Genomic DNA, 22838 nt, shown 5'->3' on the forward strand with positions numbered 1-22838 from the left:
TTTATTGTTGCTCCTTATTTGCAGCAAGAATGAGTTCTTTGGCGCCTTGCTTAATTAAACGGTCCGCGGCCTCTAATCCTACTTCCTCAGGATTAGTACCCACTACTGTCTCTTTTAATAAAACAGAGCCATCCATAGAGCCGACAAGAGCTGTTAATTCGATTGCATCGTTTTCTGTAAGGGTTGCATATCCAGCAATTGGAACTTGGCATCCACCTTCAAGTTTATGAAGAAATACTCGCTCCGCTGCCACTGTTCTTTCTGTTATCGTATCATTAATATGCGCTAACAATTGCAATAAATCCTTATCATCCTCACGACACTCAATCGCTAATGCACCTTGTCCTACAGCAGGTACACATAACGCTTCATCTAAATGTTCTGTAATAACTTCATCATCCCAGCCCATTCTTTGTAATCCAGCTGTCGCTAAAATAATCGCATCGTAATCTTCTTCTTTTAATTTACGTAAACGTGTATCGATATTCCCGCGAATCCACTTAACTTGTAAATCTGGTCTCGCAGCGAGTAGCTGTGCACTACGTCTTAAACTACTCGTACCTAAAATAGCACCTTCCGCTAACTCTTTAAACGATGCTCCATTTTTTGAGATAAAAGCATCACGAGGGTCAACACGCTTTGGTGTACAGCCAATCATTAAACCTTCTGGAAGTACGGCTGGCATATCTTTCATACTATGTACAGCCATATCGATTTCTTTCGTAAGTAGCGCATGTTCAATCTCTTTTACAAACAAGCCTTTGCCGCCTACTTTTGAAAGAGTAACATCTAAAATAACATCACCTTTTGTGACAATTTCTTTCACTTCAAATTCATATGGTAGACCTAGGGCTTTTAACTGATCAATAAACCAGTTTGTTTGCGTTAATGCTAGTTTACTCTTTCGTGATCCTACAATAATTTTGCGCATAATTCTCTCTCCTCATTATAAATACCAAAAGTGGAAATTGGATAAACTGCTTAATAGAAAAATGTTTACTAGCATTACGAGAAACGATCCGATATTCCACTGTACAATTTTCTTACCTTGCAACACATCTGCCGCTCGTAAATATAAACCTGTGCAATACACAAATAGAACGACAAAAGATCCGATTACTTTCGTATCATACCAATGGAAATTATCCAATTTTGTATATCCCCATATACATCCTAATAAAATTGCTAGTAAGAAAAATGGAACAGAAAATAAATTTAATCCGTAAGACATAGATTCTAGCTTCGGTAAATTCCCTAACCTTCTTAATCTCGCATTCCATTTTTTCTTTTTTAATAGGCGATATTGTAATAAGTACATAATAGAAAAAATGAACGATACAGTAAACGTTGCGTAAGAAATAATTGCCATACCGACATGCACGTATACAAGTTCTGAAACTAATTGTTCCGCAAGTACTGGCGACATCTTTCCGAGCGGTGTAAAAATAGAAAAAGCGCTTACGCCAAATGCAACAACATTTGTAAAAAAGACTAAAAAGTCGATTCTCATAAATCGATTAATGACTAACGACATCGTAATCAATAACCAAACATAAAAATAAATCCCTGATAATAAAGTTAAAATAGGATTCGTTTCTGAATCTGTAGCCCTAAGCAACATAAAAATAGACTGCAGGACCCATACAATCGCAAGTAACCAAAAAGCAAATCGGTTCGCCTTTCGGTTACTTTGGAAATAATCTATAAAATATAAACTAATGCTACAAGCATATAAAATAATTGCAATATGATAAATAATACTGTTATTTAAAAAACTCATCCGATCATCCTTCCAAATTATAAAGATGGAACGGATGGTGTCCACACTTTTTTATGTTCTACTTCTTCCGCACAACTCTCTACGTCTTCCGTTTCTAAATCGAAAATCTTCGCAAATAACGCTAATTTTTCGCTCGCTCCCTCTTCAGCAGCTATTTCTTTCGCTACTAAAATTGGGTCTTTTAATAATTGATTAATAATACTTTTCGTATGCTTACTAATGACTTTTTTCTCACGATCACTAAGGTTTGGTATTTTTCGCTCTAGGCTTACCATCGTTTCACTTTGGATTGCAAGTGCCTTATCACGAAGAGCTGATATTAATGGAACAACACCAAGTGTACTTAACCACGTTTTAAATAGAACAATTTCCTCTTCAATCATAAATTGAATTTTCTCTGCTTCTTTCAAACGCTCAGCACGGTTTGCCTCCACTACTCCTTGTAAATCATCAATATCATACAAGAAAGAACCTTCTAGCTCATCAATCGCTGGATCAATATCACGTGGCACTGCAATGTCAACCATAAACAAAGGGCGACCAGAGCGCATTTTCTCTACCTTCGTCATCATCTCTTTCGTAATGACATACTCCGATGCACCAGTTGAACTAATTAAAATATCTGCTTCTAATAATGCACATTGTAATTCGCTTAACGATTTTGCATGTCCCATATATTTCTCAGCCATTACTTCTGCTTTCGAAAGCGTCCTATTCATAACTGTTACTTTACGAGCACCACTTCCATATAAGTTTTGCAGTGCAAGTTCGCCCATTTTACCAGCACCAAGAATAAGCACATGACAATCTGTTAACTCGCCAAATATTTTCTTTCCAAGCTCAACAGCAGCATAACTAACAGACATCGCACTTTCCCCGATTGTTGTTTCTGAGTGGGCACGTTTTGCTAATGTAATGACTTGCTTAAACAATTCATTAAAAATTGTGCCTGTTGCTTGAACTTGTTGCGCTTCTAAAAAGCTATCTTTTATTTGACCTAAAATCTGCGTTTCTCCGACTACCATAGAATCTAAACCGCACGTTACGCGGAATAAATGATCTATTGCACCATCTTGTTCAAAAATAGTTAAATATGGCGCGACTTCTTCTATTTCAAGCTGAAACCAATCAGCTAAAAACTTCTTAATATAATACCGTCCCGTGTGTAATTGATCGACAACAGCATAAATCTCAGTGCGATTACAAGTTGATACAATGACATTCTCTAACACGCTCTTTTGATTTTGTAATGTAGTCATCGCTCGCTCTAGTTCTGCTGCCTGAAATGTGAGTTTCTCACGAAATTCTACAGGGGCTGTTCGATAATTTACACTAACAACAAGAATATGCACGCAGCATGTCCCCCTTCACCCGTTTTATCACTTTATCTACTATCATAATACAACTTTCCTCTTATGAATCTGACAATCGTGTGAACAACCGATTATTTTTTAATTATTCTCCGTATGTAATAAAGGAGATTCAGTAACACTAATAAAAAAACTTCTACTTTATAATGATTATAAATTAATAACTCTATTTGTACGTTACCAAAAAAAGCCCTCATAATCAAGTGATGGAAACTATTCCATATAAATTATAACATCATCTTCCCTATCTTCTTTCATCATGAAGGAAAATATGTATGATTGTTCCAAAATGCAACAAAGACTTTCTCAATACAATGTATTTGACATTGTATTTCTTTTTCGTTATATTGGTTTTACAAAATTAAATTGTGCACAACTTAATTAGAAGGGAGTTATTTATGACAGAGGACTCTTTGCATCTAGATAACCAACTTTGTTTTTCTATTTACGCCTGCTCTAGAGAGGTTACTCGTTTTTATCGACCTTATTTAGAAGAAATGGGTATTACGTATCCCCAGTACATTACTTTACTCGTACTATGGGAGCAAGATGGACTAACAGTAAAAGAAATTGGAGAACGTCTATTTTTAGATTCTGGTACGTTAACACCTATGTTAAAACGCATGGAATCATTAAAACTTGTAAAACGTGTTCGTTCCAAAGAAGACGAGCGAAAAGTTTGTATTGAATTAACAGAACAAGGCAAAGATTTAAAGGAAAAGGCTTGTTCATTACCGACAACGATGGCTACAAACTTAGGAATTACAGAGCAAGAATATCGCTCTTTATTAATTCAACTAAATAAACTAATTGACACAATGAAAACAATTAATGATGGAAAAGGGGAATAAATATGGATAAATTATATACTGCTTCAGTAACAGCAACAGGTGGAAGAAATGGGAAAGTAGTTTCAGATGATGGCATATTAAATCTTGATGTAAAAATGCCGAAAGCACTAGGTGGTGCAGGCGGAGAAGCAACAAATCCAGAACAACTATTTGCAGCTGGTTATGCAGCTTGTTTCGATAGTGCATTACAACTTGTCATTCGTACAAAACGTGTGAAAGTAGAAAGTACAGAAGTAACTGCTCACGTTTCTATCGGAAAAGATACAGATGGTGGTTTCGGTCTATCTGCTGTACTTGATGTACATGTGGCTGGCGTTTCACATAGCGAAGCACAAGAACTTGTAGAAGCGGCTCACGGTGTATGTCCTTACTCGAAAGCAACACGAGGAAATATTGAAGTTACATTAAACGTACGCTAAAAAATTTAGCAAAACAAAAACGCGCGACATTCGTCACGCGTTTTTTGTTTTTGTAAATTTATGAATTGCTTTCCACGCTTCTTCTTTTCCAAGTCCTGTTTCAGAAGAGAATAGAACAATTTCATCGCCAATTTCAACAGCAAGCGTTTCTTTTACAACTTTTAAATGCTTTTGCCATTTCCCTTTCGGAATTTTATCGGCTTTCGTCGCAATAATAATTGTTGGGATTTCATAATGCTTTAAGAAATCATACATCATCACGTCATCACTTGTTGGTTGGTGACGTAAATCAACTACTAATACAGCTGCGTCTAATTGCTCACGAGTTGTAAAGTACGTTTCAATCATTTTCCCCCATGCAGCGCGCTCCGATTTAGATACTTTTGCATATCCATAACCTGGAACGTCAACAAAGTGCATCATCTCATTGATTAAGAAAAAGTTCAGCGTTTGCGTTTTTCCTGGTTTAGAAGAAATACGCACTAACTTTTTACGATTTAAAATTTTATTAATAAAGGAAGACTTCCCCACATTTGAACGACCTGCTAATGCAATTTCTGGTAAATCACTGTCTGGATATTGTTCTGGTTTAACAGCACTAATTACAATATCTGCTTTTGTTACTTTCATTGTTTCACTCCTACTAATGCGTGCTCCAATACTTCATCTAAATGAGATGCAAGCACAAACGTAAGGTTTTCTTTTACGCTCTCTGGAATATCATCTAAATCTTTCTCGTTTTCTGCTGGCAAAATAATTTTTGTTAAGCCTGCGCGGTGAGCACTTAATGTTTTTTCTTTTAAACCACCAATTGGTAATACACGACCACGAAGTGTAATTTCACCTGTCATACCCACTTCTTTACTTACAGGAATACCTGTTAGCGCAGAAATAAGTGCCGTTGCCATCGTAATACCTGCTGACGGTCCGTCTTTTGGAACTGCTCCTTCTGGAACGTGAATATGAATATCATTTTTCTCATGGAAATTCGGATCGATCTGAAGCTCTTCTGCACGAGAACGTATATAACTAAACGCAGCTTGTGCTGATTCTTTCATAACATCCCCAAGTTTCCCTGTTAAAATTAGTTTCCCTTTTCCTGGCGCTACAGAAACTTCAATGGCAAGTGTATCGCCGCCTGCTGCTGTGTAAGCTAGACCTGTTGCCATACCAACTTGGTCTGTTTTTTCAGCTTGCCCATAACGGAATATGTGTTTACCAAGTAAATCAACAATCTTTTTCTCTGTCACAACGATACGTTTACGTTCTGCTGTAACGATAATCTTCGCTACTTTACGGCAAACTTTTGCAATTTGGCGCTCTAGCGTACGAACACCAGCCTCACGTGTATAATAACGAATAATCTCAAGAAGCGCTTCATCACGCACTTGTAAATTACCTTTTCGTAAGCCATGTTCTTTTAATTGTTTCGGCAATAAATGCTCACGAGCAATGTGTACTTTTTCAAGTTCTGTATAGCCAGCAATCGAAATGATTTCCATGCGGTCAAGTAATGGACCTGGAATACTTGAAAGTGTATTAGCAGTTGCTACAAACATAACTTTTGATAGATCATATGGTTCTTCAATGTAATGATCACTGAAGTTATGGTTTTGTTCTGGATCTAATACTTCAAGTAATGCCGCTGATGGATCTCCACGGAAATCGTTAGACATTTTATCAATCTCATCTAATAAGAAGACTGGATTAACAGTTTTCGCCTTTTTCATACCTTGAATAATGCGTCCTGGCATTGCTCCAACATATGTACGACGGTGACCACGAATTTCAGATTCATCACGCACACCACCAAGAGATACACGGACGAAGTTACGATTCAATGATGTTGCAATTGAACGCGCTAATGAAGTTTTGCCGACCCCAGGAGGGCCTACTAAACAAAGGATAGGTCCTTTTAATGAATTCGTTAACTTCTGTACAGCTAAATATTCAAGTACACGCTCTTTCACTTTTTCAAGACCGTAATGATCGTTATTTAAAATCTCTTCCGAATGAGCAAGATCAATTATATCTTCTGTTGCCTCTGTCCACGGAAGCGCTAATAACCAATCAATATAATTGCGAATAACACCACTCTCCGCAGAACTTGCTGGTAACTTTTCATAACGATCTAATTCTTTCAGGGCAGCCTTCATTGTTTCTTCCGGCATTCCTGACTGTTCAATTTTCTCACGAAGTTCTTCTACTTCTCCGCCCTTGCCTTCTTTGTCGCCAAGTTCAGTTTGAATCGCCTTCATTTGCTCACGTAAGAAATATTCTTTTTGCGTGCGCTCCATGGAACGTTTCACTTTTTGCCCAATTTTCTTTTCTAGGCTAAGTAACTCTTGTTCATCTTGAATAATTGAAATAAGTGTTTGTAATCGTTCTTTTACAGATACAATCTCTAAAATCTCTTGTTTCTGCTTCGTTTTAATCGGCAAGTGAGAAGCAATTAAATCAGCTAATCTCCCTGGTTCTTCCACATCAGCTACCGTTGCAAAAGTTTCATTTGAAACTTTTTTCGAAACTTTAATATATTGTTCGAAATGCTCCAGTAACGTACGCATAAAAGCTTTCTCTTCTAAATCATCTTCTACTTCTTCAGTTACCGTTTTAATAGACACTTGTACTACATTTTCTTCTTCGATAAACTCTATTACTTCTGCTCTATGTAAACCTTCCACAAGGACACGAAGCGTACCGTTCGGCAATTTTAACATTTGCTTCACTTTCGCCACTGTACCTACACTATATATGTCATCTTCTTTCGGATCATCGATATTCATTTCTTTTTGCATTGCTAAAAAGATGATATTTTCATCCATTGCCGCCTGCTCTAGTGCTTGTATCGATTTATCACGTCCTACATCAAGATGCAAAACCATCGTTGGATATACGAGAACGCCTCTTAATGGTAGGAGGGGCACGATTCTTTCGTTCGTATTCATACTAGACATAGCACCTCCATAATAAATTAAACTCCTGTTCAACTATTTTATATTACAATACACCTAGATGCAATTGCTGAGATTCCGCGCAATTGTAAATAGCTTGTTTTTCTACCTCACGAAAAGAAAAAGACTCCGATTAAGCATACAAACTTAAACGAAGTCTGGCAAATTTTATTATTGTTTATTTTTACATAGATTGTGCATCTGTTTCGTCTACGTTAGTATGTACATCTAGCTCTCTATGCATATTTCCTTGCATAAACGTTAACTCAAATACTTCTTTTAACTTACGGACAGGAATAATTTCAATTCCCTTGATCGTATACAAAAATGGTTGCATATTTTCAGCAGGAATAATGACTTTCTTAGCTCCCGCTTTTTTCGCAGCTTTTATTTTTGCGTATACACCACCAATAGGCTTTACTTCTCCGTGTATACTTATTTCACCTGTCATCGCTACTTCATTATTTACATACGTGCGATGCACCGCAGAATATACACCTGTTGCCATAGCGATTCCTGCAGAAGGGCCATCAATTGGGATACCCCCTGGAAAATTAATATGTATATCGTATCCTTCTGGCAACACATCTAAAGAACGAAGTACTGTTAATACATTATCAACAGAGCCTTTCGCCATACTTTTACGACGAATAGATTTCGTTTGACTACCAATACTTTCTTCTTCCACAATTCCGGTAACATTTACCGATCCTTTATCTTTCGCCGGAATTGCTGTTACTTCAATTTCTAATAACGCACCTGTATTTGGTCCGTATACAGCAAGACCATTTACAAGACCAATCCTTGGAATCGGATAAATGCGCTTTTCATATTTCGGTGTAAGCTGACTTGAGTGAACAACCCACTCTATATCTTCATCCTTAATGAAAGAACGTTCTTCATTTATCGCCATACCCGCAGAGATTTGCACGAGATTAATCGCTTCTCGTCCATTCCTTGCATACATCCCAATCATCTCAATACCATTTTCACCTATTTGCATTTCCACTTTTTCCGCGGCATTTTTCGCTACTTTTTGAATTTCTTCCGTATCTAATTCACGGAAAAATACTTCTAAGCAACGTGACCGAATAGCAGGAGGAATTTCCTCTGGCGAACGTGTCGTTGCTCCAACTAAGCGAAAATCTGCCGGTAAGCCTTTTTGGAAAATATCATGTATATATGTTGGGATCATTGTATTTTCTTCACTATAGTACGCACTTTCTAAAAATACTTTTCGATCTTCTAACACCTTTAACATTTTGTTCATTTGAATCGGATGGAGCTCGCCAATCTCATCAATAAACAAAATACCACCATGTGCATCTGTTACAGCACCTTTTTTCGGTTGCGGAATACCTGCTTGCCCCATCGCCCCAGCACCTTGATAAATCGGATCATGCACCGAACCAATTAAAGGGTCTGCGATACCACGTTCATCAAACCGAGCTGTTGTCGCATCAAGTTCAATAAATGTTGCATTCGTACGAAATGGAGATTTAGGATTTCGTTTCGCTTCTTCTAATACAAGACGTGCTGCCGCTGTTTTCCCAACACCTGGTGGGCCATATATGATTACATGTTGCGGATTCGGACCACAAAGAGCCGCTTTTAACGACTTAATTCCGTCCTCTTGCCCTACAATATCTAAAAAGGTTGTAGGACGCACCTTTTCTGCTAGCGGCTCTGTTAAAGAAATCTCACGCATTTTACGAAGCTGTTCTAATTCTTTTTTCGATTCTCGATCAATTGAAACTTTTTGTGTTCGTTGATTTCGAAGTAAATGCCAGAAATACAATCCGACAATTACACCAAAAACAAGTTGAACAACTAAAAATATATTTGTCCAGCTCATTATTTATTTCCTCCCGCAATATTTTATCTCTTAGTATTTCCGCGGAGGAACGTAGCTAAACATAAAGAAAAACAGCAATTATAAAAATTGCTGTTTCCCTTTCGCATTATGCAGATGTTTTTGTATCAAGTACAGTACCGTCTTGTAACACCAATTTTGGCGGCTCATTATCAGCTACTGTTTCTTTTGTAAGAATACACTTCTCGATATCTTTACGAGATGGAAGTTCGAACATTACATCAAGCATTAAGCCTTCAATAATAGAACGAAGTCCACGAGCACCCGTTTTACGTTCAATTGCTTTTTTCGCAATTTCGATTAGTGCACCTTCTTCAAACTCTAACTCAACATCGTCAAGCTCCAATAGTTTTTGGAATTGCTTAACAAGTGCATTTTTCGGTTTCGTTAAAATATCAACAAGAGCATCTTCATCAAGTGGCTCTAGGTTCGCAATAACTGGAAGACGACCGATAAACTCTGGAATTAAACCAAATCTTAAAAGATCCTCTGGTAATACGTGAGATAAAACATGCTTCTCATTTACATCAGCATTTTTCTTCTCAGAACCAAATCCAATTACTTTTTCACCAAGGCGACGTTTAATAATCGGCTCAATGCCATCAAACGCTCCACCACAAATGAATAAGATGTTCGTTGTATCAATTTGAATAAACTCTTGGTGCGGATGCTTACGACCACCTTGAGGTGGAACGCTTGCTACAGTACCTTCTAAAATTTTCAGAAGTGCTTGCTGCACACCTTCACCAGATACATCACGTGTAATTGATGGATTTTCGGACTTACGTGCCACTTTATCAATCTCATCAATATAAATGATTCCTTTTTCCGCTTTCTCTACATCATAATCAGCTGCTTGAATTAATTTTAGTAAGATATTTTCTACATCTTCTCCAACATATCCAGCTTCTGTTAAAGATGTTGCGTCCGCGATTGCAAATGGAACATTTAGAATACGCGCTAACGTTTGTGCAAGTAATGTTTTACCACTACCTGTTGGCCCGATAAGTGCGATATTACTCTTCGCTAATTCTACATCATCAATTTTGCTGTTAGAATTAATGCGTTTGTAATGGTTATATACCGCTACCGCTAGTGCTTTTTTCGCGCTATCTTGCCCGATGACATACTCATCTAAGATTTCACGAATTTCTACCGGTTTCGGTACATCTTTGAATTCTACTTCTTCGTCCTTCGCAAGCTCCTCTTGTACAATTTCAGTACAAAGTTCGATACACTCGTCACAAATGTAAACACCTGGACCTGCCACTAACTTTCGAACTTGCGTTTGTGTTTTACCACAGAAAGAACATTTTAATTGCCCTTTTTCATCATTAAATTTAAACATATTTTCACACCCCTTACAAAGTGCTAACCTCTTGCCTTCGTATGTACACGATAAATGTATCGTATGTAAATACATATTATGTCACTACGTGGCGAGAAATACAAATAATATGACTAGTTATGTACAAATAAAAAATTTTTAAAACTTTTGAAATATGTATATTCGACTTGTAAAGGAACTTTTCCTTCTCCATCGAAAAGTTTTATAAATATATTTCTATATTTATAAAACAAGGCACGATTTTAATCGTGCCTTGTTATTTTATTATGCAGCGTTTTCTACTAAGAAGTCTACAGCTTTACGCACTTTAAGATCTTCAGCTAAAGCGTCTACGCTTCCAAGAGCTTGCTTGATAGCGTCTACTGGCATACCGTACATTTCAGCCATTTTTTCAACTTCTGCAGTTACTTCTTCTTCAGTAACTTCGATGTTTTCAGCTTCAATGATAGCTTCAAGAACAAGATTGATTCTTACACGTTTTTGTGCATCTTCTTTCATTTGCTCTTTTAATTTGTCAGCATCAGTACCTGTGAATTGGTAGTAAAGCTCAAGGTTCATACCTTGTTGGCTTAAACGTTGCTCGAATTCACGAACCATACGATCTAACTCAGTGTTGATCATAGCTTCTGGAATTTCGATTTCAGCGTTAGCAGCAGCTAATTCTACTACTTCGTCACGTACTTTGTGCTCAGCTTCGTGCTTTTTGCCTTCTTCTAAGTTTGTGCGAAGTTTTGCTTTTAATTCATCAAGAGTTGCAACCGCTTCGTCTGCTTCTTTAGCGAACTCGTCGTTTAACTCAGGAAGTTCTTTTGTTTTGATTTCATGAATTGTTACTTTGAATGTTGCTGGTTTGCCAGCTAATTCAGCAGCATGGTACTCTTCTGGGAATGATACTTCAACGTCTTTAGACTCACCAGATTTAAGACCGATTACTTGCTCTTCGAAACCTGGGATGAATGTACCAGAACCGATTGCTAGAGAGTAGTTTTCGCCTTTTCCACCTTCAAATGCTTCGCCATCAACGAAACCTTCGAAGTCGATTACAGCTGTATCACCGTTTTCAACAGTTCCTTCTTCTTTAACAACTAGTTCAGCTTGACGCTCTTGTAAAGATTTTAATTCGTTCTCTACATCTTCGTCAGTTACAGTTGTTTCAACTTTTTCTACTGCTAAACCTTTGTACTCACCTAATTTAACTTCAGGTTTTACTGTAACTTTTGCAGTGAAGATAAGGTTAGCATTTTTTTCGAACTTCTCGATGTCGATTTCAGGATGATCAACTGGGAAGATACCAGCTTCTTCAATCGCTTCACCGTATGCTTTTGGTAAAATGATATCTAAAGCATCTTGGTATAAAGATTCAATACCAAAGCGTTGTTCGAATAATGGACGAGGCATTTTTCCTTTACGGAAACCTGGTACGTTAATTGTTTTTACTACTTTTTTGAACGCAGCGTCGATAGAGTTGTTTACTTCTTTAGCATCAACTTCGATTGTTAAAACGCCAACGTTACCTTCTAATTTTTCCCATTTTGTAGACATTTATTCTTTCCCTCCAACTATAATAATGTATGCACATACCTCTATAGATTAAGATCTTCATTATCTCTTTTTTGAAATAACAAATACACAAATAATCCTCTAGCAAAAGCTTTCAGATATAATGTTCCAATCTACTAATTGCCCAGAAGACAACTACGGTATATTTTGTTCGAGAATAATATGAAACATATTAAGTAAGAGAATTACACTTCTCTTCTCTTACAAACAGGCAGTTTTCTGCCTTTTGCAACCCTTACATTATAACATAGAATATGCTCGTTTCAAGAACTGAACGATTCTTTTTCATAATTATACGGGCAAATATCCTTCTCTTTCAACACGTAATAACCATTGATAGGCAATATGAAACTCTTCCAATTCGATATTGTATGCTGCCATAAGCTCTTCTTCATCAATAGCCAATCCGAAACGCTTTCTTCCAATTCTCTCTAAAACAGCTGACCAAATCTCTTCTTTATCCATTAATAGAGCGAATGGGAAAACGCTAATTTGCAATTCTTTCCAATATGTAACCATCGCTTCAAATATATCGGGATAATTTTGCTCTAATCGACTTGATAATTTATGTATAATGTTATTGGATTGCTCCTCATTATGACCTGTAAATGCTGGAATTACCTTAATCGTATTCCCAAACTTTTCTACCTCTATTTCCTCTTCTACCTGACTTTCTATCATTTTATACAAAATAGAAGTTTTCAAATAGGGGTGTTGCTCTTCGTCTATTAAAAATTTCTTTAAAACAGGTAATGCAAGATCTAAGTCTTTTAATGAAAGTCGCTGAATCGCTCTTAGCTTCTGTCCAAAGTTTTCTCCAAAAATTTCTTTAGTAAACTCATCCAACTCAAAATTTGAATCCACTAGCGATGCGTCTCCCTCATTTAGCATACCTTCTGCAAATAAAGCAAGCTGCGCTAATTTTTCCTTTTGATCAGGCATTATATCTTTCGTTTGTAAAACCTTTTCAACAGTTTCAATAACACCTTCATAATCATTTGTTTGAACTAAAATAGTCACGTACGTTTCAAGAATATCACCAAATAAGACAACTCCTGTTTTAAGCAACTGTTCACATTTGTCTTTCGCTTCTTCCATACGTTTTAATTCGAGTAAACAAATAACTGAAGCTAATTCCGTTTGTTCCGTTTCCGCATTATACTGACGTAATATTTCAAAGCAGCGCAATGCATCTTCGAACTTCCGCTCTTTCAGCGCTAAAAAACCTTCATCAATATAGCGCTCTGATAGTTGTGGAAACAATACGACCGTATTTTCTTTTTTATCCATACGTCCGCCTCTTTTTCTTGATTTTAATTATGTTCAAAGTAAATATATCAAATGCGTAATGAGAACACAACATCCCAAAACTATTTGTTTGAAATATGAAAATATTTAATTTTTACATTCCAATACAAATAAATCTCTACTAAAAATTAAAATTGTACAAGTAAAAATCCCCAGCAACAAACGCAGAGGATTCATCATTAATGGAAAGCTTTTATAATTGTGGGGTATATTACAAGGGTAATAATTTGGAGAACAATAATTGCCATAACAATCATGCTAAAATAGAAGATTGGTTTACTTCGCTTCATTAAAAACATAATAATAAGCATCGTACAAGCAAACAAACTTAAGAAGAACAAACTTGTTGTCGAACTAAGTATACCACTTGGGACAAAGAACAATAACACTACACTACAAGTACCTATAATTCCAAATAACCATTCCATTCATTCACTCATTCCCTTTCCCTCTCATGGCTGTTTTCTCTAAGCAATCAAATGTTTCACAACATCAACTACATACGTTAATTTCTCATACGCTACAAATCCAAAAGCAACCGTCAAGCCCGTTACAACTAATCCTTTCATCATTTCTGCCTCCTCGTTTTATCGTTGTTATCTTCATTATAAAAGATTAGCAATTTCTTACCATCGAACTACCTTACAGTTACCTTACAGAATTGTAAGATTTCAAAAAGAGATTGAAAAACACCTCATATCGCTTGAGGTGCTTTCACGGAATTTATTTATAATCACTTGCAAAATTAACTTTTTTCTCTTGGTTATTTTTCGGAGAATCCACTCTTAAACTAATAGATTTACTAAATAATTTAGGATCAAAATAATTATTCATTACTTTTCTTAACTTACCTTCAGATATTTTCGTATTACAAGAAAACAAAGGATGAAGATCATGTTAATATATTTTTGTACAATTAAGACTTTAATTTACAAGGGGGATTATATATGTTTAAAAAAATGGCCGCAGATGTATTAGGACTAAGCGATGTAGGTTCTGTTATTACACCTAAAGACTATGATAAGGTCGATGCCGATGATTATGTAATGCATGAAGATGGGGAGAAAATTTACTTTCTAATTAAATCGAAATCAGATGAATATTGCTTCACAAACAAAGGGTTAATTCACTTAGACGGTACAAGCGCAACAAGTAAAAAACGTACACTACGCCGCTTTAGCTATAGTAAATATCAAATTAAAAACGTAGCGCTTGAAACTGCGGGAACGATTGATTTAGATGTAGAAATTAAGTTCCAAATGGGCGATGAACACTATTCAATTGATGTCCATAAAAAACATATTGAAGAATTAAAAGATTTATATAAAGCTTTACTTAAAATAGAAGAAATCTCATACGACAACGATATTACATTGCAGTATGCACATAAAAGTTTAGATATGGCATCTAACGCTTTCAGCCGTATTTCAAACGCACAAGTAAATTTAGCAGAACAGTTTAAAGAAATAAACGAAATCGCTTTTAACTGGCTCGTTGATACGAAGAAACAATATAATGTGAAAGATTATGGTTTTGTCTTTGACAAGTTTATTAACAACTAATTTAAAACAAACAAAAAACCTTGTTATCAAAAGATAACAAGGTTTTCTTAGCGTCCCAGGAGAGATTCGAACTCCCGCTCCGCCCATTTCCGTACTATTTTATATATTTTGATCGCAGTCTTAATATATCTTCTCCTTCGCGAATGCCTGCCGATCCTTTCCTCACATTTTTTACGACAGTCCAATTCGGGTTAGTTTCATCACCGATGTTCTGTACTGTAAAATTGCCATCACCATATTTCCGGTGACCTTCCGCCAATTTCTCCGTTAAATCATTCTCATTTGATCTCGCCATCTTTGCGCCATCTCCCTTTTTTATACGACCTTCTTAAACCATCTAACCAATCACAGGTCCAGTCAATTGGAGATTCTCGTTTTCCGCTTCTATTAATTGTAACACACTACCGGGAATAAGTTCCGATAACTGCTGCTGAATTGTACTAGAATGGTAAAGAGTTTTATAATATTGTAAGTAAACAATTAAGAGAATCTGGATATGGATTTGAGTTCCATCATAAACCTATTGATTCTTTAAATTAAATAAGAGGAATAAGGCGCATAAATGGCGCTCTTTTTATTTAAGAAAAAGAAGTACATATGCAACTACTTAATATCAAAGGAAAGGTCGCAAATATCAAGAATGAACTACACCTATAACCCAAACATCAAATTTTAGCCAAACAAAAAACCTTGTTATCTTTTGATAACAAGGTTTTTTTAGCGTCCCAGGAGAGATTCGAACTCCCGACCGTACGCTTAGAAGGCGTATGCTCTATCCGGCTGAGCTACTGGGACATGGAGCGGGTGAAGAGAATCGAACTCTCGACCAGAGCTTGGAAGGCTCTTGTTTTACCACTAAACTACACCCGCATATGTTATTTTCTTTTCTTCGTTAGCGCCGTTGCCCTATCGACAATATTTATTATATGTATAACCACACATAAAGTCAACACCTTTTTTAAAAGAGGATAAATTTTCTTATCCTCTTTTAAAAACTGCTTGTTCAACTAGTTGTCCGTCTAACATTTCAAAACGAACTTCCATTTGATTTTCATCCATTTCTAATAAAGCAAATGTCTTTTCTACACGCTGACGTGGTAATAAAATACTGCCTGGATTAATAAATAAAACGCCCTCGATTAATTCCGCACCTAATACGTGAGAATGTCCAAAGCATGCAACTTGCGCTCCCACTTCTTCAGCATGGTACGCTAGCGTTTGTAATGTCATTTTCACATTATGGCGATGTCCATGCACAACTAAGAAGCGAATTCCATCTACATCAGTTACAATTTCATCTTGAAAGTTAGCATAATCACAGTTTCCTTTTACAACACGGAAACCTTGCAGTTCTTCATGAGCAGGCGTTAGCTCTGAATCACCGCAATGAATCATGATATCTACTTTCCCTTCATATTTCTCTTTCAACTGCTGTAATTCCTTCACAGAGCTATGACTATCACTTACGATTAAAGCTTTCATCATTCTCTCTCCCTTATTCTCCTAAAAACCATTCCGGGATTTTTTCTTCTAATTTACGAAGAGCACGGCCACGATGGCTAATAGCATTTTTCTCATCTGAACTTAGTTCCGCCATCGCTTTTTTATATTCTTCCACATAAAAAATCGGATCATATCCAAAGCCGTTTTCCCCGCGGCGTTGTTCTAAAATAAATCCTTCACATGTCCCGTTTACAATGACAGGCTTTTTATCACCTTCAGGGAAAGCAACTGCTAATGCACAATAGAAACGAGCTTTACGCTTTTCAAACGCTACTTCATTTAATTCTTGTAACACTTTATCAATATTCGCTTGATCATCTTTCGGCTCTCCAGCAAAACGAGCTGAATACACGCCTGGTTTCCCGTTTAACGCATCTACAATAAGACCTGAATCATCCGCAATTACAATTGCATTCAACTGTCTACTCAAACTATACGCTTTTAAGATCGCATTTTCTTCAAATGTTTCACCAGTTTCTTCGACTTCTTCAATATGAGGAAAATCGTGTAATGATTTCACTTCTAAATCAAATCGCTCAAATAACTCAGCAAACTCACGTACTTTCCCCATATTTTTTGTCGCTACAACAACTTGTTTCATACTTTCCACCTCTACTCTATATGAGATACGATGTCACCTAAAGCTTCTTTTTGCATATCAATCAGTTGGAAAATGCCTTGTTCTGCTGCATCAAGTAGTTCATTTAACTGCGCTCTACTAAACGTCGCTTCTTCTCCAGTTCCTTGCACTTCAACAAACTGGCCTTTTCCAGTCATAATCACGTTCATATCAACGTCTGCTTTAGAATCTTCTGCATAGTTTAAATCTAAAACAACACCTTGTTCTTCAACAATCCCTACTGACGTTGCTGCTAAATAATCTTTTACTGGAATTTTAGATACTTTTTCTGCTTGTAATAACTTCTCAAACGCTAATACCATCGCTACATATGCACCTGTAATAGAAGCTGTTCTCGTTCCACCATCCGCTTGAATAACATCACAATCAATCCAAACCGTTCTCTCGCCAAGCGCTTCTAAGTCAACTACCGCACGTAATGCTCGTCCAATTAAGCGCTGGATTTCCATTGTACGTCCTGTTACTTTCCCTTTACTTGACTCCCTAATTGTACGTTGTTCTGTCGCACGTGGAATCATCGCATATTCAGCTGTTACCCAGCCCTTTCCTTCTCCACGCATAAATGGCGGGACACGCTCTTCAATTGTCGCTGAGCAAATCACCTTTGTATCCCCAACCTCAATTAATACTGATCCTTCTGGATGTTTTAAATAATTCGTATGAATATGTATATGGCGTAATTCTGTTTTCTCTCTACCATCTACTCGCATAAAAATAACCTCCTCATAACTACTTGTTAGTATAGCCAAATTTAAATGTATGATATGTATACAATAAAAGAAGAGGAACCCAAAAAGCAATTCCTCTTTCTTACTTAAGTATATCAAATTATTGACGATTAAAAACTACCTGTATTCACGTTTTCTGGACGATCTACAGGTTTTATTAACTTTCCGCCCTTTTCATCTATAAGATTTGCTTTTCCATTTACTTCAATAGAAATATTTTTCACACCTTTCTTTTCTGTTAAAGATAAAACTAACGACTTCAATACGTAATTTGAAATCATATTTTTATCTGGGTTTACAAATATATTTTCATTAAAGTTTAATGTAAGGTTTCCGTCTTGTAATTTCGGATTCGTAATAAGCTTAACGCCTGGATTAAAATCATTCAGGAGCGATTGATGGATCGGACCTTTTACAAGTTCATCTATAATTGCTGCATAGTCATTTTCTTTACCTTCTGCAACGCGGCGTGTGACTGGTACGTAGTATTGCTGTTTATTATTATTTTGCGCCATAAAATACAGTGTGACTGGTTTTGTATTTGTTACATCTGCTACTTGTTCATCATCGAAGTTAATACCATTTGCACGGCTCACTCCTTCACCAAGCGGTGTACCACCAACCGGCATCTTTGCCAATTTCTCACCATTTATTTGGAACTGCACTTGTTTTATCTCTGTAAATTGCGTCAACGTCCAAGCTATAGATTCAACGATTTGACGCTCTTCTTCTTTCGCATAGTTTTTCATTTCTTTAGAGAAATCAATAACTGCCGTTCCGTCCTTTTTCAAATCTAAGGTCATCGTTGTATTCGCCGGAATGACTGCACGAAACCCATTCGGTAATAAATTCGTTACCGGTCCATCTTTCACAAGGTATTCTAACGTTTGCTTCACAGTCTCATTTGCTTTCGGAGTAGGTATAGCTAACGTTTGTGGTACAACATAACCATTTTTATCAACAAGGTATAGTTCTCTATTTACCATTTGCCCTTGCTTATCTTTTTTAGCTACTTCTTTCTTCCCACCCTCTGTATACGTAACTTGTTTTGGCGGATCAATTTGTTCAGTTGCTTTCTCTTGATTTATAAAGCCACACCCTGTTAGTAAAACAGCGCTCACAGTAGCACCAACAACCCATTTAAAAGTGGATTTAGGCATGCCATTCCCCCCTAAAATCTAAGTTTGTACTATTATGTATACGAGCTGTTTCACGTTTTAGAACAAGCTGTGCCTCTTATAAATTGAAACTTTAATCAGCAGGGGTCTTACTACCCAGCAAATAGCAAGATAAAACAAAAACTCCTGATTTCTCAGGAGCTCACTTATATAAATTCTACTATTATTCTTTTTCTAAATGAATATGCTTCACATTTTCAATCGGTTGACCGAACCATTTGGATGCAATTTCTTTAAACAAGCCTATTTTTCCTGTTGTTAAGAAGAGATGATCGCTTTGTTCTTCTCCTTCATTCAACATTTTACTATGATATAAGATTGTACTTACTTCACGTGCTGTTTCATCACCAGAACTAATTAGTTGTACTTTATCTCCCATTACTTTTTTAATAACAGGTCCTAAAATCGGATAATGTGTACACCCTAATATAAGTGTATCAATATCGGTACTTTTCAGTGGTTGCAGCGTTTCTCTTACAACTTCATACGCCATTTCACTTTCGAAATTCCCACTCTCTACAAGTTCAACGAAAGGTGGACAAGCTAAACTTTCTACCATAACACGGTTATTAATAGACTTTAACGCCTCTTCGTATGCACCACTTTTCACCGTTCCAATCGTTCCAATAATCCCAACGTGATACGTGTTTGTCACTTTTAAAGCTGTACGTGATCCTGGGTGAATAACTCCTACTACTGGAATTGGTAATTGTTTTTGCATCTCTTCTAATACAACTGCAGTTGCTGTATTACACGCAATAACTAACATTTTAATATTTAAATCTAGTAAATGCTCCGTCATTTCCCACGTAAATTGACGTACTTCTTCTCGAGAACGTGGACCATAAGGACAACGTGCTGTATCTCCTAAATATATGATACGCTCTTTCGGCAACTGACGAATTAATTCCTTTGCTACTGTTAAACCGCCAACTCCTGAATCGATAACACCGATTGCTCTATTCAACTTCATCACCCGTTTTCTCATTCATCATCTTTTATGCTTATCATTATATTTTACACACTTTAAGTTCGCTCACTTCAAATGCTTCTGTATGAAAATTTTCATTTTCCCATGTATAGACTAGGACCTTTTTTATTTTGCTCCTTTTTTTCGTAATTTGCAAGATAGAAAAATAACCGACCTTCTATAAGAAAGTCGGTTTCTTCTATATAAAGTGCATATTCATTGCTCCATCTTTTTTTGAAAAGAAGACATTCCCATTAATAAGAAGAAATGAGCAGAAATTAAAATGACGATAATTTATTTACAGCCCTTTTTATAGCCTTACCTATTTCCACGCTAGACTGTGGATTTTGTCCTGTAATTAAATGACCATCTACTACTACATGCGGCGTAAAATTGGGGGCTACATAAAACAAAGCTCCTTCTTCTTTCAACTTACTTTCTAGCAAAAACGGAACGCGCTTTTCTAAATGTACAGCTCTTTCTTCATCGTTTGTATAACCTGTTATACGCTTACCCGCAACAAAAAACGAGCCATCCTGATTTTTCACACCGACTAAGGAGCTTACTCCGTGACAAACAGCCGCTACAATCCGGTTATTGTTATACATATTCTCAATCAAATTTACTACATATGGATTACCTGGAAAATCTACAATCGCCCCGTGCCCACCACCAAATAAAACCGCATCATAATCCGAAAAATGAACATTTGAAATCGGCCTCGTATTTTGCAATAAAGAAGCTACATGCTTGAATTCGCGAGGTATACCATTCGGAATAGACACTCTATCTATAGGTACTCTCCCACCTTTTATTGACACAATATCAACATCAAACTTAGCCTTTTTAAATACATGATAAGGAGCTGCGAGCTCTTCCAGCCACAAACCAGTCGGGTGTCCATTCATATCATGAGCACTTGTTGAAACTAACAGTATCCTTTTCAACATATCCCCTCCTTATTACCTATTTATGTATGGAGTGTTCTTATCATTCATATAGCAAGTGAAGCAAACAAAAAATAGCCGACTTTTATATAAAAGTCGGCTGCTTTCTTATAATTCGAGCTCTCCCATACGAAGAAGCTCCACAACTGCTTGTGAACGTCCTTTAACCCCTAGCTTTTGCATTGCGTTTGAGATATGGTTGCGAACTGTCTTTTCACTTATAAAAAGTTCACCTGCAATTTCCTTCGTTGTTTTATCTTGAACCAGCAATTCAAATACTTCTCTCTCTCTCTTTGTGAGTAAAGGTTTAGATTGATACGCTTTTTCCTTCAACTGGTATAACCCTCCTTGCTTAAGCCAGAGCTGTGTATGTGTAAGTTGGGTGTTTATTTAGTCAAGATATTGTATGAACGAAATGTGCAGGTGGTGAATAAAAATGGGCTTTATTTCCTATGTTATTTTAGACTTTTATACAGTGCGTACACTCTTTTTATCCACTTACTTTCCAACGCGCCATATTTGTTCTAGCAATATACTTACAACCGTACCTACAAATAAACCATTACCGAATATATATTGCATAATAGACGGCAAGGATTGGAGTGCTCCAGACGGTAAAAACATTACGCCGCTGCCAAATAATACTGCAACGCCTAAGATCGTTACATTCCTTTCACTCATCGGCACTTGTTTTATATTATTAAATCCAATTCCAATTAACTGTACGAACGAAGCCATTAAAACAGCCGATGCAACAGCTGATGGTAAAGATGCTAAGTAACGAATAATACTTGGAAAAAGAGACATTACGACTAGTAACGCACATGCCATTAAGAACGATCGTATATACTTTTGTTTTGTTAAACGTATAAATCCTGCCGTTGCTGGTAACGGAACGACACCTACAGTTGAAAATACAGAAGAGATGAGATGTGAAATCCCCCCAACCCATGTTCCATCTTTCAACTGTTTTTGTTCAATAGTCGCTTTATGAATAGTTGCTTGATTAATTGCTATAATAGCTGCCACCGTATTCGAAACTAAAATACATACCATAACGAAACTTGATACAGCCATACCTGTATTCCATTTTGGAAGTCCCCAAGCAAATATATGTGGAAGTTGCACAAAATGAGTTACTTGAGATGGGATTGTCACTTTTCCTGCAATGAGAAAAATAATCCACCCACTAATTAATCCTATTAAAACTGCATAACTTTTGACAAAGCCTTTTCCAAAATTAGATAGTATAATAACGAACAGAAATATACTAAACGCGATCATTGCTGTAAATCCGTCGATTTGAGAAATAGTAGCTGTAATTCCTAACATTCCTTTTAAAAATACACCACTTAATTGTAAACATAATAAAAGTAAAAACGTCCCTGTCACAAGCGGCGTAAATAAAAATAAAATACGTCCTATAAAACCAGTTACTCCTAATCCTATTAAAATAACACCGGAGATTATCATTCCTAATTCTAAAATTTGCAGTGTACTATGTAATTGATCCTGTCCGGCCGTTGCATAAGCAAGTACGGTAAATACACCAACCCAAGATCCAGCCGGCCCATCCGCAATTGGCAGTCTATGCCCAAGCCACCCTTGTAAAAAAGAAGATATACCAACTACAAAAAACGTACGCTGCATTAAATAAAATATTTCTTCCGTCGTAAGATGAAATAATCCGCCAACGACAATTGGTAGTGCGATTGAATTTGCTAATAAAAATATAAACCATTGCAAAGTTCCCATAATATGTTTTTGGTTATGTTGATTGTCCAATTTTTTCATCCCTTCTAGCTTTCCTATAAAAATATATTGTAAGAATAAAAAAGAAGAGTTCT

Annotated in this window: 22 protein-coding genes, 2 tRNA genes and 1 pseudogene; 4 read left to right on the plus strand and 21 right to left on the minus strand. The window is 36.5% G+C overall.

Translation table 11 applies throughout. The features are described from left to right. Position 1: 1 nt before the first annotated feature. The 3 genes from hemC to hemA are packed head-to-tail and all read right to left on the minus strand — an operon-like array spanning position 2 to position 3132. Positions 2 to 931, minus strand: a complete 930-nt coding sequence (gene hemC / locus HFD78_RS08075; protein WP_001226396.1) for a hydroxymethylbilane synthase — start codon at positions 929 to 931, stop codon at positions 2 to 4. A gap of 15 nt (positions 932 to 946) precedes the next feature. Further along, positions 947 to 1780 (minus strand): cytochrome c biogenesis protein, encoded by an 834-nt coding sequence (locus HFD78_RS08080; RefSeq protein WP_000008991.1) that lies wholly within the window; start codon positions 1778 to 1780, stop codon positions 947 to 949. Between the two features lie 17 nt (positions 1781 to 1797). After that, on the minus strand, positions 1798 to 3132 hold the full coding sequence (gene hemA / locus HFD78_RS08085; protein ID WP_097863220.1) for a glutamyl-tRNA reductase: 1335 nt from the start codon (positions 3130 to 3132) through the stop codon (positions 1798 to 1800). Between the two features lie 416 nt (positions 3133 to 3548). On the opposite strand from hemA, the gene HFD78_RS08090 reads away from it, so the two are divergent. Together HFD78_RS08090 and HFD78_RS08095 are read left to right on the plus strand one after the other, a co-directional pair. Then, positions 3549 to 4001 carry a MarR family winged helix-turn-helix transcriptional regulator gene (locus HFD78_RS08090; protein WP_000133916.1) on the plus strand — a complete coding sequence of 151 codons (453 nt, stop codon included), beginning with the start codon at positions 3549 to 3551 and terminating at the stop codon, positions 3999 to 4001. Positions 4002 to 4003: 2 nt separating this feature from the next. Continuing rightward, positions 4004 to 4420, plus strand: coding sequence for an organic hydroperoxide resistance protein (locus tag HFD78_RS08095; protein WP_000359781.1), 417 nt, complete (start codon positions 4004 to 4006; stop codon positions 4418 to 4420). Positions 4421 to 4453: 33 nt separating this feature from the next. Here HFD78_RS08095 and ysxC read toward each other — a convergent pair whose 3' ends face one another. The 7 genes from ysxC to HFD78_RS08130 form a co-directional block, all read right to left on the minus strand. Continuing rightward, positions 4454 to 5050 (minus strand): ribosome biogenesis GTP-binding protein YsxC, encoded by a 597-nt coding sequence (gene ysxC / locus HFD78_RS08100; protein WP_000869116.1) that lies wholly within the window; start codon positions 5048 to 5050, stop codon positions 4454 to 4456. Next, positions 5047 to 7377, minus strand: coding sequence for an endopeptidase La (gene lon, locus HFD78_RS08105; RefSeq protein ID WP_000097285.1), 2331 nt, complete (start codon positions 7375 to 7377; stop codon positions 5047 to 5049). Before lon ends, ysxC begins: the two co-directional genes overlap by 4 nt. Positions 7378 to 7558: 181 nt before the next feature. Continuing rightward, positions 7559 to 9229, minus strand: coding sequence for an ATP-dependent protease LonB (lonB, locus tag HFD78_RS08110; protein WP_000119180.1), 1671 nt, complete (start codon positions 9227 to 9229; stop codon positions 7559 to 7561). A 106-nt stretch (positions 9230 to 9335) separates the two neighbouring features. After that, a complete protein-coding gene (gene clpX / locus HFD78_RS08115) occupies positions 9336 to 10595 on the minus strand; it encodes an ATP-dependent protease ATP-binding subunit ClpX (protein WP_000472289.1) in 1260 nt (419 codons plus the stop codon). Positions 10596 to 10859: 264 nt separating this feature from the next. Then, positions 10860 to 12137: a trigger factor gene (tig, locus tag HFD78_RS08120; RefSeq protein ID WP_000105215.1), complete on the minus strand. Its 1278-nt coding sequence runs from the start codon at positions 12135 to 12137 to the stop codon at positions 10860 to 10862. A gap of 309 nt (positions 12138 to 12446) precedes the next feature. After that, positions 12447 to 13445 carry a hypothetical protein gene (locus HFD78_RS08125; RefSeq protein ID WP_000358272.1) on the minus strand — a complete coding sequence of 333 codons (999 nt, stop codon included), beginning with the start codon at positions 13443 to 13445 and terminating at the stop codon, positions 12447 to 12449. A 197-nt stretch (positions 13446 to 13642) separates the two neighbouring features. Continuing rightward, on the minus strand, positions 13643 to 13891 hold the full coding sequence (locus HFD78_RS08130) for a hypothetical protein (RefSeq protein WP_001983650.1): 249 nt from the start codon (positions 13889 to 13891) through the stop codon (positions 13643 to 13645). Positions 13892 to 14410: 519 nt separating this feature from the next. Between HFD78_RS08130 and HFD78_RS08135 the strand changes: the two genes are divergently transcribed. Continuing rightward, entirely contained in the window at positions 14411 to 15025 is a 615-nt protein-coding gene (locus HFD78_RS08135) for a PH domain-containing protein (RefSeq protein ID WP_000473866.1), read from the plus strand. 94 nt (positions 15026 to 15119) lie between these two features. On the opposite strand, the gene HFD78_RS08140 is transcribed toward HFD78_RS08135, so the two are convergent. After that, on the minus strand, positions 15120 to 15320 hold the full coding sequence (locus HFD78_RS08140; RefSeq protein ID WP_000124460.1) for a hypothetical protein: 201 nt from the start codon (positions 15318 to 15320) through the stop codon (positions 15120 to 15122). A 152-nt stretch (positions 15321 to 15472) separates the two neighbouring features. On the opposite strand from HFD78_RS08140, the pseudogene HFD78_RS30060 reads away from it, so the two are divergent. Continuing rightward, positions 15473 to 15565: pseudogene (locus tag HFD78_RS30060) on the plus strand (DUF6572 domain-containing protein); the annotation flags it as partial. A gap of 181 nt (positions 15566 to 15746) precedes the next feature. Here the strand turns inward: HFD78_RS30060 and HFD78_RS08145 are convergent. The 10 genes from HFD78_RS08145 to HFD78_RS08190 form a co-directional block, all read right to left on the minus strand. Beyond that, positions 15747 to 15820: transfer RNA gene (locus HFD78_RS08145), tRNA-Arg, on the minus strand. A gap of 1 nt (position 15821) precedes the next feature. Beyond that, positions 15822 to 15895: transfer RNA gene (locus HFD78_RS08150), tRNA-Gly, on the minus strand. 108 nt (positions 15896 to 16003) lie between these two features. Continuing rightward, a complete protein-coding gene (locus tag HFD78_RS08155) occupies positions 16004 to 16507 on the minus strand; it encodes a metallophosphoesterase (protein WP_000645504.1) in 504 nt (167 codons plus the stop codon). Positions 16508 to 16520: 13 nt separating this feature from the next. Then, positions 16521 to 17129, minus strand: a complete 609-nt coding sequence (locus tag HFD78_RS08160; RefSeq protein WP_000815950.1) for an XTP/dITP diphosphatase — start codon at positions 17127 to 17129, stop codon at positions 16521 to 16523. 11 nt (positions 17130 to 17140) lie between these two features. Further along, positions 17141 to 17878: a ribonuclease PH gene (gene rph / locus HFD78_RS08165; RefSeq protein WP_001261765.1), complete on the minus strand. Its 738-nt coding sequence runs from the start codon at positions 17876 to 17878 to the stop codon at positions 17141 to 17143. 128 nt (positions 17879 to 18006) lie between these two features. Continuing rightward, positions 18007 to 19056 (minus strand): spore germination protein GerM, encoded by a 1050-nt coding sequence (gerM, locus tag HFD78_RS08170; RefSeq protein ID WP_001126746.1) that lies wholly within the window; start codon positions 19054 to 19056, stop codon positions 18007 to 18009. A 181-nt stretch (positions 19057 to 19237) separates the two neighbouring features. Further along, positions 19238 to 20047 (minus strand): glutamate racemase, encoded by an 810-nt coding sequence (racE, locus tag HFD78_RS08175; RefSeq protein WP_000774005.1) that lies wholly within the window; start codon positions 20045 to 20047, stop codon positions 19238 to 19240. A gap of 275 nt (positions 20048 to 20322) precedes the next feature. After that, a complete protein-coding gene (locus tag HFD78_RS08180; RefSeq protein ID WP_000919606.1) occupies positions 20323 to 20994 on the minus strand; it encodes a type 1 glutamine amidotransferase domain-containing protein in 672 nt (223 codons plus the stop codon). Between the two features lie 105 nt (positions 20995 to 21099). Continuing rightward, positions 21100 to 21324: a spore germination transcription factor GerE gene (gerE, locus tag HFD78_RS08185; RefSeq protein WP_000659484.1), complete on the minus strand. Its 225-nt coding sequence runs from the start codon at positions 21322 to 21324 to the stop codon at positions 21100 to 21102. A 165-nt stretch (positions 21325 to 21489) separates the two neighbouring features. Then, entirely contained in the window at positions 21490 to 22785 is a 1296-nt protein-coding gene (locus HFD78_RS08190) for a purine/pyrimidine permease (protein ID WP_002196909.1), read from the minus strand. Between the last annotated feature and the right edge of the window lie 53 nt (positions 22786 to 22838).

Origin of the sequence: Bacillus sp. EKM501B, from assembly GCF_011800505.1 — a bacterium.
GTDB classification, from domain to species: Bacteria; Bacillota; Bacilli; order Bacillales; family Bacillaceae_G; genus Bacillus_A; species Bacillus_A cereus.